The 14,305-nt window shown below is 43.2% G+C and carries 13 protein-coding genes; 11 read left to right on the forward strand and 2 right to left on the reverse strand.

What is annotated here, in order from left to right:
* Window positions 1–112: 112 nt before the first annotated feature.
* The 11 genes from M1E86_RS17345 to M1E86_RS17395 all read left to right on the forward strand — a co-directional run bounded on the left by M1E86_RS17345 (window position 113) and on the right by M1E86_RS17395 (window position 12,606).
* On the forward strand, window positions 113–925 hold the full coding sequence (locus M1E86_RS17345; protein WP_125890566.1) for a DeoR/GlpR family DNA-binding transcription regulator: 813 nt from the start codon (window positions 113–115) through the stop codon (window positions 923–925).
* A gap of 211 nt (window positions 926–1,136) precedes the next feature.
* Complete coding sequence (locus M1E86_RS17350; protein WP_036958239.1) at window positions 1,137–2,129, forward strand: substrate-binding domain-containing protein; 993 nt, start codon at window positions 1,137–1,139, stop codon at window positions 2,127–2,129.
* A 157-nt stretch (window positions 2,130–2,286) separates the two neighbouring features.
* Window positions 2,287–3,804: a sugar ABC transporter ATP-binding protein gene (locus M1E86_RS17355; protein WP_125890567.1), complete on the forward strand. Its 1,518-nt coding sequence runs from the start codon at window positions 2,287–2,289 to the stop codon at window positions 3,802–3,804.
* Window positions 3,797–4,786: an ABC transporter permease gene (locus M1E86_RS17360; protein ID WP_125890568.1), complete on the forward strand. Its 990-nt coding sequence runs from the start codon at window positions 3,797–3,799 to the stop codon at window positions 4,784–4,786. Before M1E86_RS17355 ends, M1E86_RS17360 begins: the two co-directional genes overlap by 8 nt.
* Window positions 4,787–4,799: 13 nt before the next feature.
* Window positions 4,800–5,834 carry an ABC transporter permease gene (locus tag M1E86_RS17365; protein ID WP_125890569.1) on the forward strand — a complete coding sequence of 345 codons (1,035 nt, stop codon included), beginning with the start codon at window positions 4,800–4,802 and terminating at the stop codon, window positions 5,832–5,834.
* Between the two features lie 18 nt (window positions 5,835–5,852).
* Complete coding sequence (locus tag M1E86_RS17370; RefSeq protein WP_125890570.1) at window positions 5,853–6,716, forward strand: L-ribulose-5-phosphate 3-epimerase; 864 nt, start codon at window positions 5,853–5,855, stop codon at window positions 6,714–6,716.
* A gap of 11 nt (window positions 6,717–6,727) precedes the next feature.
* Window positions 6,728–8,200: an FGGY-family carbohydrate kinase gene (locus M1E86_RS17375; protein WP_213913653.1), complete on the forward strand. Its 1,473-nt coding sequence runs from the start codon at window positions 6,728–6,730 to the stop codon at window positions 8,198–8,200.
* Between the two features lie 392 nt (window positions 8,201–8,592).
* On the forward strand, window positions 8,593–9,342 hold the full coding sequence (locus M1E86_RS17380; RefSeq protein WP_213913654.1) for a sugar phosphate isomerase/epimerase family protein: 750 nt from the start codon (window positions 8,593–8,595) through the stop codon (window positions 9,340–9,342).
* Window positions 9,343–9,346: 4 nt separating this feature from the next.
* On the forward strand, window positions 9,347–10,327 hold the full coding sequence (locus tag M1E86_RS17385) for a PfkB family carbohydrate kinase (protein ID WP_213913656.1): 981 nt from the start codon (window positions 9,347–9,349) through the stop codon (window positions 10,325–10,327).
* Window positions 10,328–10,340: 13 nt separating this feature from the next.
* Complete coding sequence (locus tag M1E86_RS17390; RefSeq protein WP_426099181.1) at window positions 10,341–11,621, forward strand: MFS transporter; 1,281 nt, start codon at window positions 10,341–10,343, stop codon at window positions 11,619–11,621.
* A gap of 10 nt (window positions 11,622–11,631) precedes the next feature.
* Window positions 11,632–12,606: an NAD(P)-dependent oxidoreductase gene (locus tag M1E86_RS17395; protein ID WP_125890575.1), complete on the forward strand. Its 975-nt coding sequence runs from the start codon at window positions 11,632–11,634 to the stop codon at window positions 12,604–12,606.
* Window positions 12,607–12,649: 43 nt separating this feature from the next.
* Here the strand turns inward: M1E86_RS17395 and M1E86_RS17400 are convergent, their stop codons facing one another.
* Both M1E86_RS17400 and M1E86_RS17405 read right to left on the reverse strand, forming a co-directional pair.
* A complete protein-coding gene (locus tag M1E86_RS17400; protein WP_125890576.1) occupies window positions 12,650–13,117 on the reverse strand; it encodes a hypothetical protein in 468 nt (155 codons plus the stop codon).
* A 112-nt stretch (window positions 13,118–13,229) separates the two neighbouring features.
* The gene (locus tag M1E86_RS17405) at window positions 13,230–14,270 is read right to left on the reverse strand and encodes a LacI family DNA-binding transcriptional regulator (RefSeq protein ID WP_125890577.1); all 1,041 of its coding nucleotides are present in this window, start codon (window positions 14,268–14,270) and stop codon (window positions 13,230–13,232) included.
* Window positions 14,271–14,305 lie beyond the last annotated feature (35 nt).

Below are 14,305 nucleotides of genomic sequence, written 5' to 3' on the forward strand. Positions count from 1 at the left end.
AATCACTTTAATCGGCTTTGTTTTTTTCAAAAAGAGATAACTTGAATCCAATCACGACAAAAAAAAAGCAATACGGGCAGAATAAATATCGTGGAAAGAATAGGAGTTAAATATGTTACAAGCCGAACGCCATAAATTAATTTGTTCTCATGTTTCGCAGAATGGCTCGGCGCTAGTGCGTGATTTAGCTCAATTATGTCTCGTTTCTCAAGAAACTATCCGTCGTGATTTAACGGCTCTTGAACGTGAAAATAGGATCATCCGTAGCTTTGGGGGCGCGGTTGCCATCGACCAAGAAGAAATGCCGATGGTGAATGTGATGCCTTCTTCGGTCAAGCTCAGCCAAATGGTGGATGGCGCAGAGTCTTTTCGTAAAAGAACTGAAGAGCACCCTGATGCCAAGATGAAGATTTCGAAGGCTGCACTAAAATTAATTCAGCCTGGTGACTGTATTATGTTAGATAACAGCAGTACTTGCTGGTTTCTCGCACGGCAAATACCTGATATCGACATTACGGTAGTGACAAACTCGGTTAAAATTATTCAAGCGCTGGCCTGCCGTGACCGAGTACGTGTCATTGGTATAGGTGGGGAGTATTCAGAACGTCATGATGATTTTCATGGCCCAATTGCAGAAAGTATTATTCGTAGCTTTCAGATAAAAACCTTATTTCTTTCATGCCAAGGGTTTAATATCGAAAATGGTATTCGTGATGGCAGTGAAATAAACTCAAAATTAAAAAATATTATGTTACAGGTTTCTGAAAATAAAGTTTTGCTCGCGGATAATAGTAAATTAGGAAAGTATGCATTTAGTCAGGTTTGTACATTTGATGATATTGACGTATTAATCACAAATAAACTCAATGATAATAATTTTCAAAAACAATTCTCTAATCTTAAAATTATCGAGTGCGACAAATAATTTATAAAAATAAAAATTATATAGCTGTAATGTAAGTAAAAATAATAAGTTCCATTTTATTTTCTGTATTAAATAAGTGCAGGGATATTATTTACCCATAATTCCTTGGCACTTAATTATAGGCATACCTAAATATGAGAAATTCATTATTTCTAAATAATGGAATTTCTTGATTTAGTATCCATCTACACTAAGGAATACAACTATGAACATGAAGAAGCTAGTTTTACCTTGTTTAATGAGCGTTGCACTATTTTCAAATGTCGCGATGGCTGAATCACAAAAAGCACAAAAGCCCTTTACTATGGGTGTCGTCGTTAAAGTCGGTGGTATTCCTTGGTTTAATGTTATGGAACAAGGTATTACTGAAGAAGGTAAAAAACTCGGGGTAAATGCCTTCCAAGTTGGCCCAACAACGGCTGATCCAGCAGAACAAGTTCGTGCTATCGAAGATTTAATCGCGAAGAAAGTGGATGTCATTGGCGTTGTTCCTAACGACGCTAAAGTGCTTGAGCCTGTATTAAAACGCGCCCAAGACGCTGGAATTAAAGTTATTACCCACGAATCACCAAATCAAAAAAATGCCGATTGGGACTTTGAATTACTTGATACCCAAAGCATGGGGGCTAACCATATGAGAGACATGGCGGCCTGTATGGGTGAAGAAGGCAAATACGCCATGTTTGTGGGAAGCCTGACAGTACCATTAGTGAACGAATGGGCCGACGCGGCAATTGCTTACCAAAAAGCGAACTACCCAAAAATGCAAATGGTCGATGACCGCTTTGGTGTTGCCGAATCCGTTGATGACTCAATGCGTACAGCTAATGACTTGTTATCTAAGCACAAAGACTTAAAAGGCATCATGTCATTTGGTTCACAAGGCCCTATCGGTGCAGGCCGAGCCATTGATAAACGCCGTAAAAATGACGAAACCTGTGTATTCGGGACATTCACACCTGGCCAAGGCATCAAATTACTGGAAAAAGGCGCAATTGATGGCGGCTATATCTCTAATCCAAAAGTCGCAGGACAAGTATTTGTACAGGTTGCAACTGCCATGATGAATGGCGAAGAAATCAAAGATGGCGTGTCTATTGGTGATATGGGTGAAATCAAAGTCAGTGGCAACACGATTTTGAGTGACAACCCCGTTAATTTGAATATTGAAAATACGAAAAAATTGGTCGAAGTCGGTCTGTAATTTTACCTTGTCAAAATAATGTTCAAAACAAAAATACAATATTTATCAATATATTAAATTTTATGTTCTTTGAGTTCGAGTCGCCTGCACTAACGCAGCGGCTCGAACGCATCACGAACAAGCCAACACCAATTTATTTGCAGTAGGAATTGTACTTATGACAAGCACCTCAAAAGCTGACAAATCCGATCCACTCATTACCTTGCGCGACCTTTCCAAAAGCTTCGGTGGTCACCGTGCATTACGCAATATCGATTTGACGCTCAACAAAGGTGAAGTGCACTGTTTAGCGGGCACCAATGGGTGTGGGAAAAGCACATTAATTAAAACCATCAGTGGTGTCTATGCCCCTGATGACGGTAGTAAAATTGAAATTGATGGGAAAAGTTATCACCGGTTGACGCCAGATAAAGCGCGTGAGCTAGGCGTGCAAGTTATCTACCAAGATTTGTCACTATTTCCAAACTTAACCGTTGCCGAAAATATCGCCTTTGAGCTGAACCTCAAAGGCTATTTTGGCTGGTTTCGCAAAAAACAACTGCGCGAAAAAGCCTTAGAAATCCTCAATGAACTGGCTTTCACCATTGACCCCGACACCCCTGTGCAATTTTTACCCATTGCTCAACGCCAACAGGTTGCTATCTGCCGAGCCCTAGTTGCCGATGCACGTCTGGTGATTATGGATGAACCAACGGCTTCATTGACCCGTACCGAAGTCAACCAACTACTCTCAACGGTTAATTACCTAAAAGATAAGGGTATTACTGTTGTTTTCGTAAGTCACCGACTAGAAGAAGTGAAAGAGATTTCTGACCGCATCACCGTGATCCGCGATGGTCAAAAAATTGGCACATGGCCTGCTGAAGGCTTAACTACCCGCAAAATTACAGAGTTAATGACTGGCTTAGATATTGTCCATGAACGTAAGCCCCCCAATAACGCGGAAGACCGACGCACGGTACTAGAGCTAAAAAACCTCAGTCGAGCTGGGCAATATCGCGATATCAACTTAAGTTTAAAACGCGGGGAAGTATTAGGCTTATGTGGTTTGCTAGGCTCAGGCCGCACCGAATTAGCGCTATCATTGTTTGGCATTACCCATCCCGATAGCGGCGAATTACTCATCGAAGGCAAACCGGTTAAGTTAAAAAACAACACCGACGCCATTAAGCGTGGCATTGGTTATGTCTCTGAAGACCGCCTGACTTTAGGTGCCATTTTACAGCAATCAATCGCAGACAATATGGTGATTTCGATTCTGGATCGCCTCAAAACGCCTTTGCATTTAATCGATGAAAAACAGTGCCAAGAAATCGTACAAGAGTGGATAGCCGACTTAGATATTAAAGTCACCGATCCCAATAATGCCCTCTCAACACTTTCAGGCGGTAACCAACAAAAAGTGGTACTTGCTAAATGGATTTTAACACGTCCTAAAGTACTGATTTTAGACTCACCGACCGTTGGTGTTGATATCGGCGCAAAAGACAGTATTTACAAACTGATTCACCGTTTGTCAGGTGTCGGTATCTCTATTCTATTAATTACCGATGAAGCCTCCGAAGCTTATTACAATTGCGACCGAATTTTACATATGAAACAAGGCTCTATCGTCAAAGAAATTGAGACAGATTCCATCAATGAACAACAATTGGAGGAAATCATCAATGGCTAATTGGCAAAAATTACGACCACAATCTGTCGAAGGCTGGCTGATTTGGGTCATTCTTATCATGGTGGTGTTCTTCACATTGATGAGCCCGCAATTTCTCACTATTCAAAATTTACTCGACCTCAGTGAAAGCTACGCCGTTACCGGTATTTTCGCCTTAGGCTTATTTGTGGTTCTCGTCACTGGGGGGATTGATATTTCGTTTGCCGCCGTGGCTTCCGTAGTGCAATACGTGATTGCCACTTGGTTATTGCAAGGTTTTATTGCAAGCCCTGCCGTCAGTATCACATTGGCGATTATCATTGGTATCGCTTTTGGCTTAATCAATGCCATTTTGATTTATTCGCTGAATGTTGTGTCAATTATCATCACCATCAGTATGCAATCACTGCTGTTCGGCATGCTGATGTGGCTAACCAACGGGCACAGTATTTATGACTTGCCTGATTGGTGGGTAGATCCTGTCACTATCCTGCCTTTTGAAGTAGATGGTGAATATTACCAAGTTGGCTTGCCGTTAATTGTGATGCTTGGCATTGCCTTCTTAACGTGGATTTTAATGAATAAAACCCACATCGGCCGTCAGTTATATGCCGTCGGTGGCAGCCAAGAATCTGCGTCTCGTATTGGTATCCGTGTTTCCGTGATTTACCTATTTGCTTATGGTTACCTTGGTGCGATGGCAGCGATTGGCGGCATGTTGCAAACCTACCGAATGAGTGAAGTGGTACCGAGTGCCCTTGTGGGTGGAGAGCTGGATGTGCTTGCCGCGGCTGTATTGGGTGGCGCCAGTTTATCCGGTGGGCGAGGCTCAGTGATAGGGACACTCATGGGGGTTTTCCTGATTGGTATCTTGAAAAACGGCCTTAACCTGATTGGTGTTTCAAACTACTTCGTCAATATCGTCATCGGGCTGGTTATTCTCATTGCGATTTGTATTACCCACTACAAAAAACGTAAAGAGACGGATGTCGGTTTTGTTTAACAGGAATATCACCATGAAAAAAAATACTTTTTTTAACATTGATGGCTCTGTTATCGGACTGCTTTCAATCTTTGTTTTGGCTATCGCTGCGTTTAGTATTGCCATGCCAGGGCACTTTTTTACTCAAAATACCTTTTTGAGTATCACTTTTCAGTTACCTGAATTGGGCTTACTCACCTTTGCCATGTTTGTTCCTATGTTAAGTGGTGGGTTGAACCTTGCCATTATTAGCACTGCTAACTTAACGGGGCTCTTTATGGCTTGGGTATTTATCAATTACCTCCCAGTGGATGCCAGTACTGGCACACAGCTAATGTGGTTGGTCTTCGCATTAATCGGCGCAACCGTGATTGCAGTCATTATCGGTAGCTTAACAGGGCTGATGATTTCCCATATCGGAGCCCACCCGATCCTAGTAACCCTCGGTACAATGACGATTATCAGCGGCATTGGTGTTTACCTCACCAAAGGTGCGGCATTAAGTGGGATGCCCCCCATTGTTCGTGCCATTGGTTCCGATACTGTGCTTGGGGTACCAATTGCGATGATTATCTTCATTGTTACCGCAATTCTCTTAGCGCTGTTTCTAGGCTGTACGCGCTTAGGTAAAAATATCTATATGAGTGGCAGTAATATCAATGCAACGTGGTTCAGCGGTATTCGTACCGACCGAGTCATGATTGCGATATACACCATTTCTAGCCTGTTATGTGTATTAGCTGGGCTCATCATGATGGCTCGCTTTAACTCTGCACGTATGGGCTACGGGGATTCCTATTTACTGCTCACCATTCTTGCCATCGTATTAGGTGGAACTAACCCATTTGGGGGAGTTGGTAAGGTTAGCCGAGTGTTCTGTGCCTTATTGGTTTTACAGGTCATTGCGACAGGTTTAAGCCTGCTTGGTGTAAGCCTGCACTTTAACCTCGCAGTTTGGGGGATCACGCTCATCTTGGCATTAGCATTCAAATTCTTCAAAGAAAAATGGAGTGCTAAACGTGCGATGAACCGCAACCAACGCCTTAATAAAGCATCGACACAAAGTTAATTTTTCAAGGGGAAAACCATGCGCAAGCATCCAATTGGTATTTATGAAAAAGCATTACCAAAAAACAGCAGTTGGTTAGAAAAATTAGTCATCGCAAAATCTGCGGGTTATGATTTTGTGGAAATGTCAGTGGATGAAACTGACGAACGCCTAGCTCGGTTAGACTGGAGCCCCGCTGAACGTCTGGAAGTGGTTAGAGCCATTCAAGAAACAGGTATTCGTATTCCAAGTATGTGTTTATCGGGCCATCGCCGTTTTCCTTTTGGTAGCCATGATGAGGCCACTCGCATGATGGCCTATTCCTTAATGGAAAAAGCCATTAAGCTCGCTCAAGACTTAGGCATTCGCACTATTCAGCTCGCGGGTTATGACGTTTACTATGAAGAGCAAGATGCCGAAACGATTGCCAATTTCGAAAAAGGCATGCAGTGGGTCAGTGAAATTGCGGCTGCTTCTCAAGTCATGTGTGCGGTGGAAATCATGGATACGCCATTTATGAACTCCATAAGTAAATGGCAAACGCTTTCCGATAAAATTCGCTCGCCTTGGTTCAAGGTGTATCCTGATGTCGGCAACTTAACGGCATGGGGTAATGATGTCGAAAAAGAATTCACCCAAGGAATTGAACACGTTGCAGCCATTCACTTAAAAGATACATATGCAGTGACTGAAACCTGCAAAGGCCAATTTCGTGATGTGCCTTTCGGCGAAGGCTGCGTAGATTTTGTTAATTTATTCAAATTATTAAAACGTTTAAATTACCGCGGTTCCTTTCTGATTGAAATGTGGACAGAAAAAGCCGATGAACCACTGATTGAAATTATCAAAGCCCGTCATTGGATGGAAGACAAAATGCAACAAGCTGGCTGGTATAACGCCTAAAGGAGCCGATAATGAATGCATTTTTTATGGGTGTTGACCTGGGTGGTACCGTCATTAAAGCGGGGATCTACACCGCTGAAGGCCAAGAAATTACGGTTGCTGAGCACTCTTTTCCCACTGAAAGCCCACAGGCGGGTTTTAGTGAACGCAATATGGAAATGTTATGGGAAGCGGCTTGCAGCGTGATCCGCAAAGCCATTCAAAATAGCCAGCTCAGTGCCGCCCAAATTTCCGGTGTCAGTTTTTCATCCCACGGTAAAGGGCTTTATTTGCTCAACAGCCAAGGAAAACCAGTTAGAAATGGGATCGTATCATCTGATTCACGTGCTCAATCCATTGTTGATAAATGGCACCAAGACGGTACTGCGGATAAAGCTTATCCATTGAGTTTGCAGCAATTATGGGCTTCTCATCCCGTTGCACTACTGCATTGGCTAAAACAACACGAGCCTGATAACTATCGCGATACTCAGCATGTTTTGATGGTTCATGACTATATTCGCTATCGCTTAACCGACCACATTGCCTGCGAAGAAACCAATATTTCGGGTAGCCAATTATTTAACCAAATCCAGTCGAGTTATGACCCTAAATTATGCCAACTGTTTGGTATTGATGAAGCAAATGACAAACTCGCACCTGTAATTAACTCAGCCCAATTAGCGGGTACCGTAACCCACAAAGCTGCCGCAGAATCTGGACTGGTAGAAGGAACCCCTGTATTTGGTGGTTTCTTTGATGTCGTGGGAGCCGCGTTGGCGTCAGGGGTGAGCCAAAAAGATAAACTCAGTGCAGTAGCAGGCACTTGGACCATTTCAACTCGTGTCTTTGATGAGATTGTGCCTTCAGATTACCCATACGTATGGAGTAAATACTGCATTCCAGGTACCTATTTTGTCCACGAAGGCAGCCCGACTTCCGCCAGTAACCTCGCGTGGTTCACTCGTCACTTCTTCAATCAACGTTTGCAAGATTATGATGTACTGAATCACTGTGTGGCTGAAGGGGCAACGCGGCCAAACGATATTCTATTTTTCCCTTGGCTGTACGGTTCTAATTACCACAGTAATTTGCACGGTGGTCTACTCGGTTTAAGCTCACACCATACGGATGCTGATATTGTTTATGCTATCTATCAAGGGATTGTATTTTCACATTTATTGCACCAAGACCGTATTGTTGGCCTTGATAATACAACCGAATCTATTCGTTTCACGGGTGGCCCAACACAGTCACCGTTGTGGATGCAAATGTTCTGTGATGCCAGTAACTTGCCGTTAGATGTCGTCAACGTGCAGCAATCAGGTTGCCAAGCGGCGGCACTTTGTGCTGCCGTCGGAACAGGTTATTATTCAGGTTTTGATGTCGCCATTGCGGCAAGTACCCCCAAAATCACTACTTACCAACCCAATGCGATTGGCCATCAACAGCTGCGTGACAAATTCGCTCGTTTTAAAGCAGTTGCCGATGCATTAAGCCAATAACCTATTGAATAATAAAGGCAGAACTTATAACCCAGTTCTGCCTTTGTTTTTCTAGACTAATAATTTATCGTTATTGATTGCAGTAAGAAATGAATTAGCGCCCTTTCTTTTAGCCCGTTAAAGCCAAAAACGCCCCTCTAAGCAAAACTATCAAAAATGATACTTTGACAAAATCACATACGCTATGAAAACCCTATCTGAACTTTTTATTGCACCCATTACATCAAAAGTTGTGATGGTGATCGGTAATTAAACATTTATCGCCGTTTGGTTAGTGATATAGCTCTGATTTTGATCTTTTGTCACTAGAAAGCGTAATGGAACCGGTTCCATAATGCATTATTCGCAATGACAAATGGGCTAAATCCCCTTTAATCAGACAGAGGAAAGTCATGAGCAAAGACATTATCGTTGTTACTGCCGCCTACGGTGCACAAACCGTAAAACAACTAGGGGGTCAACAAGCCCTATTCGATATTATTCAAAACAGCCATGCGGATGGTGCTGAAATCCGCCAAGAACTGTTGTTACCCAGCGATAATTTTTCGGATATAGCCAAAGGACTGCAATCAAGACAGCTCACTGCGGTTTATTCCGTGCCAGACACGCTATTCCAACAACAGCCCCCTATCGCAATCACTAAACTACAAGGCTATTTTGAAGATGCCAAACAACTTAATGCTCGCTTTTTAAAACTATCACTCGGTGAATTACCAGAAAATTATGATTTATCGGAAGTCATTAATCTTCTCAATCAATACAACACGCAGTTAGTGATCGAGAATGACCAAACCGAGGTAGGCGGTCACATTGCACCTCTTGAACGTTTTTTTGCTGATGTTAAAACCCAAAATCTGCCAATAAAAATGGCATTTGATATGGCGAATTGGCATTGGCAGCAAGAAGACCCGCTAAAAGCCGCCCATATTTTCGCTCCCCAAGTCGCTTATATTCACGTTAAAGCCTGCCAATTGCGTGGCAATAAACGCGTTGCTGTAGCACTTGATGACAGCGACGGCACATGGAAAGAAGTGCTAAACGCGCTACCGAATAACGTCCCTCGTGGTATCGAATTTCCACTCGAAAGCCATGATTTACGTGCAGTTACTGAATACTACGTTTCTCTGTTAAAGGAGATTTAACATCATGAAAAATCAATTAGATGTTGTCACGCTTGGTGAAGCCATGATGATGTTTGTGGCAACACAAACAGGGGAATTACATGACGTCGAAAGTTTCGTTCGCCGCGCAGCCGGAGCTGAGCTGAATGTTGCTATCGGTCTGTCTCGCTTAGGGTTAAAAAGTGGCTGGATAAGCCGACTTGGCGATGACTCCTTCGGGCGTTTCATTCAAGCCACTTTGGATAAAGAACAACTGGATAGTCAATGCGTTACAGTGGACTCTCGTTACCCAACGGGCTTCCAACTTAAATCTAAAGCTGAAAATGGAACCGATCCCACTGTGGAGTATTTCCGTAAAGGGTCAGCAGCTAGCCATTTAGATCTCACTGACTTTAATGAAGCGTATTTTCTGTCTGCCCGTCATTTACATTTAAGTGGCGTGGCAGCCGCACTTTCGCCCACCAGCTATCAACTTTCACTGTATGCAGCAAAATGGATGCGAAATGCAGGGAAAACACTGTCATTTGATCCTAATTTGCGTCCATCCCTATGGAAAAGTGAACAGGAAATGGTCGAACAACTCAACCAACTCGCGTTCCAAGCTAATTGGGTCTTACCCGGTTTAAAAGAAGGCAAAATACTGACGGGCTTCGACCAACCCGAGTCTATTGCTGATTTTTATCTCGCTCAAGGTGTCGAAGTGGTTGTGATTAAAACCGGGGAACACGGAGCATATTATAAAACGGCAAATAACCAACAGGGCATAGCACCCGCCGTTCATGTTAAACACGTCATTGATACCGTCGGAGCTGGTGATGGTTTCGCCGTTGGCGTTATTAGCGCCTTACTTGAAGGTTTGACGTTACCACAAGCTGTTGCAAGAGGTAATTTTGTTGGAGCAAGAGCTATTCAAGTTATTGGCGACAGTGAAGGTTTACCAACCCAAGCGCAATTGCAGCATGAAATGGCATTACTGTCCGCGACCACCACTAAAGCTGTATGTTAAAAGGAAATCGATTATGACAATGAATACTCCAGCAGCGTCACGTTGGTGGCGCATCATGCCAATCGTGTTTATCACCTATAGCCTTGCCTACTTAGACAGAGCAAACTACAGTTTTGCCGCGGCTGCAGGGATCAACGCTGACTTAGGCATTACCAAAGGGATGTCATCCCTGCTCGGCTCATTATTTTTCCTTGGTTATTTCTTTTTCCAAATACCGGGGGCTATTTATGCAGAGAAGCGCAGTGTCCGTAAACTCATTTTTGCTTGTATCTTCCTATGGGGCTTATTCGCTAGTTTAACTGGCATGGTGAGCAATATCCCTATGTTAGTAATTATTCGTTTTAGCCTAGGGGTCGTCGAAGCCGCGGTCATGCCTGCGATGCTAATCTATATCAGTAACTGGTTTACGCAATCAGAGCGCTCTCGCGCCAATACTTTTCTAATTCTAGGCAACCCCGTTACGGTACTGTGGATGTCCGTGCTATCCGGTTATCTCATTCAAGCCTTCGGGTGGCGTGAAATGTTTATCATTGAAGGGGTTCCTGCGATTTTGTGGGCTTTTTTCTGGTGGAGAACAGCACGAGACAAGCCTAGCCAAGTCAATTGGTTAAGCCAATCAGAAAAAGAGACATTGGATAAGATCCTGAGTGACGAACAAAAATATATCAAGCCCGTTCGTAATTACCGTGAAGCCTTTAAGTCTCGCAATGTGATTTTACTCTGCGCTCAATATTTCTGCTGGAGCATTGGGGTGTATGGCTTTGTGCTGTGGCTGCCATCTATTATTCGTGGTGCCTCCAACCTTGGGATGGTAGAAACAGGCTGGCTTTCCGCAGTCCCTTACCTTACTGCGACTCTGGCCATGATCTTAGTTTCATGGGCATCTGACCGAATGCATAACCGCAAATTATTTGTCTGGCCAATGCTTTTACTCGGCGCGATATGTTTCCTCGGTTCCTACTTACTCGGTAGCAGCAATTTTTGGTTCTCTTATACCTTATTAGTGATTGCGGGTGCAGCTATGTACGCCCCGTATGGGCCCTTCTTCGCTATTATTCCTGAAATGTTGCCAAAGAACGTTGCCGGTGGTGCAATGGCATTAATCAATAGTATGGGCGCATTAGGTTCATTCTTCGGTTCATGGTTTGTAGGGTATTTAAATGGAGCAACAGGTAGCCCAAGTGCCTCATATATGTTTATGGGACTCGCATTGTTAGCTTCGGTTTTCTTTACCCTGATTGTTAAACCAAACCAAGAGCAAAAACGTGATGCCATCATCACAGAACATGCTTAAAAGGGATATCATGAAAAAGAATATTATTTTATATAAATCCATTCCCGCGGATCAACTTACGCGGCTACAGCAACACTTTAATGTCACTGAATTTGATAGCATTACCCCTGAAAATCTCGCCAGCTTTAAACAAGCCTTGACGAGAGCTGATGGCATTATTGGGGCTAGTTACCCTATCACTGCAGATGACATTGCCAATGCACCAAATTTGAAAGTCGCGTCAACCATTTCCGTTGGTGTCGACCAATTTGATATTGACGCAATGAATGCCAGAAAGATTGCATTGATGCATACCCCCAATGTATTAACCGAAACCACCGCGGATACCATTTTTACATTGGTACTGTGCAGTGCACGCCGCATTATCGAAATGGCTGAGATGGTCAAAAACGGCCAATGGACTCAAAGTATTGGTGAAAATGCATACGGCAGCAATGTGCACGGTAAAACGATTGGTATACTTGGAATGGGGCGTATTGGCTATGCTGTCGCTAAACGTGCTCACTTAGGCTTCGGAATGCCAGTTCTCTATTACAATAACCATACCCATCCCGATGCAGAAACCCAGCTTAGTGCACGTCGTTGTGACCTCGATACATTGCTCACGGAATCGGATTTTGTCTGTGTCGTGCTACCATTATCCGCTTCAACCGAAAAATTAATCGGTAAAAATGAGCTGGAAAAAATGAAACCCAGTGCGTTTTTGATCAACGGTTCAAGGGGTCGAATTATTGATGAGGCCGCGTTAGTCGACGCATTAGAAAATGGCACAATTCGCGGAGCGGGTTTAGATGTGTTTGAGGTGGAGCCGCTTCCAAGTAATTCTAAGCTACTCACGTTACCAAATGTGGTGGCCTTGCCTCATATTGGCTCAGCCACCCATGAAACCCGTTATGCTATGGTCGAGTGTGCTGTTGACAACCTAATAGCGGCTTTAAAGGGTGACCTGAGCCAAAATTGTGTTAACCCTGAAATAGCCAAATAGATAAGTACCGAGAACGCCCTAATTTATTAGGGCTTTTTAAACATTAATGCTCATGGGCGTGTCCCTCACGAGCAACATGGCTTCGTTCACACTCCGTCAGAAACTGGATAGAATTCAGTTTACTGGTTGATGGTGCTAAATAATATAACCCCACTGTTTTTTGAGTTGGTGAGTAAATCTCTAACATGCCATTGACATCAGAATAAAAATCACCTTTATTGATCACGACATTAAAATCTTTGATTTTTTCAACACGTCGTTGCTCTGTGCTTTTCACTAGTGGATAACTCATATACTCATAGCCAACAAAATCAACAACATTTATTTGATCATTATTGAAAAAGATTTGAACTTTACTGGCACCGGTAGGGAAAAAAAACTTACCATTACGCTCTATTGTGATGTGATTATAGCTTTGGTCAACTTGGCAGGTATATTCTTTGATCTGACTTCTGGTGCTACATCCCGCTAAAACAAGGCTAGCTAGCAATAATATCCCTATCTTTTTCATATGTTCCCTATACTCTCAAAATGGTTATAATTTAGTCTACACACCAGTATACATGTAATAACCCTTAAGCTAAATTGGTAAATGGTAACCAAATTTTAAGAGCCGCTAAAGACTACAATGTCGTTGATTTGCGGATCAGTAATTCCCCATTAAATAAATATTGCATTGGGGGTTTATCTGGGTTTTCCAGTTTTTCTAACAAGCACTCCACCGCCTTATGCCCCATTTCCGCTGTCGGTTGAGACACCGAGGTTACCCCTTGCCCTGCTAATGCCGCCCATTCGAGGTTATCAAAACTGAGAAAACCAATATCCGTTCCCCACCGCAGCCCTTGTTTATTCATGACATACGCCAACTGCAAGGTCAATACGCCATTGGCCGCGACAATCACTTTGCGCATACCCCGATGAGCCGTACAAAAATCAGCAACAATGGCTTCTAATTTCGCAGGATCAGGCAAGGCCACTTCATGAAATTCGCTTTGAATATGTTGATGGCTCTGTGATAACGCTTGGAATGTCTGTAAGCGCTCTTGCCGTGCGCTGTTATACACAATGGGCTCAGTAACAAAACAAATCGCTTCGAACCCTTGTTCCAATAGGTGATGAAACGCCATTTGCGCAGAAGCGGGGTTATCTAGACCAACCATATCGCTGGGGAAATTGTCGATTTTTCTATCTAATAAGACAAAAGGCAGCGTGGTTTCTTTCAGCACATCAATGAATTGTTCGTTAACACCTGCTGAATTGATAATAAGCCCATCAACGCGGTAACCTTTTAATAGCTGAATAAATTGGCATTCACGCTCAATGCTATTATCAGCATTGCATACGACGGTCATAAAACCTTGCTTAATGGACTCCGCTTCCACCCCTTTTAAGACTTCAACAGAAAATGGGTTACCGATATCGGCAATAATCAAGCCAATCAGGCCTGTCCGCCCATGTTTCAAGCTCCGTGCCATTTGGTTTGGGCGATAGTTTAATTCACGAATGGCGCTTTCAATACGTTGGCGCAAATTATCTGAAAGTAAATGGAATTCACCATTCAAATATCGCGAGATACTGGTTTTCCCAGCTTGGGCTTTGGCAGCAACATCTTTGATCGTGGCAACTTTTTGCGTTTTCGGGGCCATAGCGTCAGTTTTATCCATTCTATAAAAACATCACCAGCCTGTTATCTTACTCG

Origin of the sequence: Providencia sp. PROV200, from assembly GCF_049901995.1 — a bacterium.
Taxonomy (GTDB): domain Bacteria; phylum Pseudomonadota; class Gammaproteobacteria; order Enterobacterales; family Enterobacteriaceae; genus Providencia; species Providencia rettgeri_E.